This window comes from Micromonospora sp. CNZ297, assembly GCF_007827625.1.
Genome location: NZ_VISU01000071.1, coordinates 1 through 1,312 on the forward strand (window position 1 = coordinate 1; position 1,312 = coordinate 1,312).

Sequence of the window (1,312 nt, forward strand, 5' to 3'; positions counted from 1 at the left end):
CTGACAGTGATGATGTGGGAGCGGGTCACCCGGCCGGTCTGACTCACCCTCTGACTGACCTTGGGTGTCTTCTAGGGGATTCGTCGGCTTGTCCGGGTGACCCGTTCCTGCACTCACCTGCTGGGCGTTCGTGACCTGATAGGAGCCTGTGCAAGAGGTCCCGTCACTGTCCTGTCCGCCCGTCCCGGCGGTGCGTGCCGACCCTGTTCGGTGCAAGCGAGAGGGACGACGGTTTCAGCATGGCAGCCAAGAAGCGTCAGGTCACAGGCGGCGTCGACACTCACGGCAAAACTCATCACGCCGCCGCCATCGATGGTGCCGGCCGGGTACTGGGCGACCAGGAATTTCCCGCTTCGGCGTCGGGCTACCGGCAACTCCTGGCCTGGCTACGCCGGTTCGGGCAGGTGATCAAGGTCGGGGTGGAGGGCACCGGCACCTACGGCGCGGGCTTGGCCCGCCATCTCACCGCGCAGAGCGTCACGGTGGTCGAGGTCGACCGCCCGGACCGGCGCGCCCGCCGCGCCAAGGGCAAGTCCGATCCTCTCGACGCGCTTGCCGCGGCCAGGGCGGCCCTGTCCGGACAGGCCAGCGGCACCCCGAAGACCCGCACTGGCCCGGTCGAGGCCATCCGCGCTCTGCGGGTGGCCCGCCGCGGCGCGATGAAGGCCCGCACCGCCGCGCTCAACCAGCTCCACGGTCTGCTCGCCTCCGCGCCGGAGTCTCTGCGCCACGACCTCAGCCACCCGCAAGCACCACTGGTCGACCGGTGCGCCGCGCTACTCGTCGACGAGACCCGACTCACCGATCCCGTCGAGGCCACCAAAGCCGCCCTGGCCGCCATCGCCGCCCGGATCCAGGCCCTGACCGCCGAGATCACCCACGCCGACCGGCGACTACGACCCGCCGTCGCCCGCACCGCCCCACACCTGAACGCCGTCTACGGCGTCGGCACCGACGTCGCCGGTCAACTCCTGACCACCGCCGGCGACAACCCCGACCGGCTGCGCTCCGAAGCCGCCCTGGCCCACCTCTGCGGCGCCGCACCCATCCCCGCCAGCTCAGGACGCACCGACCGACACCGCCTCAACCGAGGCGGCGACAGAGCCGCCAACTCAGCCCTGCACACCATCGCCCTGGTCCGCATGCGCCACGACCCCCGCACCCGCGCCTACGTCGACAAACGCACCAAACAAGGACTCAACAAGAAAGAAATCATGCGCTGCCTCAAGCGCTACATCGTCCGCGAGATCCACACCGCCCTCCTCGCCGACTTCACCACCCTCAACACCGCTTGACTTCTATAGGAGCATCC

Annotated in this window: 1 protein-coding gene; it reads left to right on the top strand. The window is 69.5% G+C overall.

Features of this window, described 5'->3' with window-relative positions:
- Window positions 1-239: 239 nt before the first annotated feature.
- Window positions 240-1,295, top strand: coding sequence for an IS110 family RNA-guided transposase (locus FB454_RS34725; protein WP_145755820.1), 1,056 nt, complete (start codon window positions 240-242; stop codon window positions 1,293-1,295).
- Window positions 1,296-1,312 lie beyond the last annotated feature (17 nt).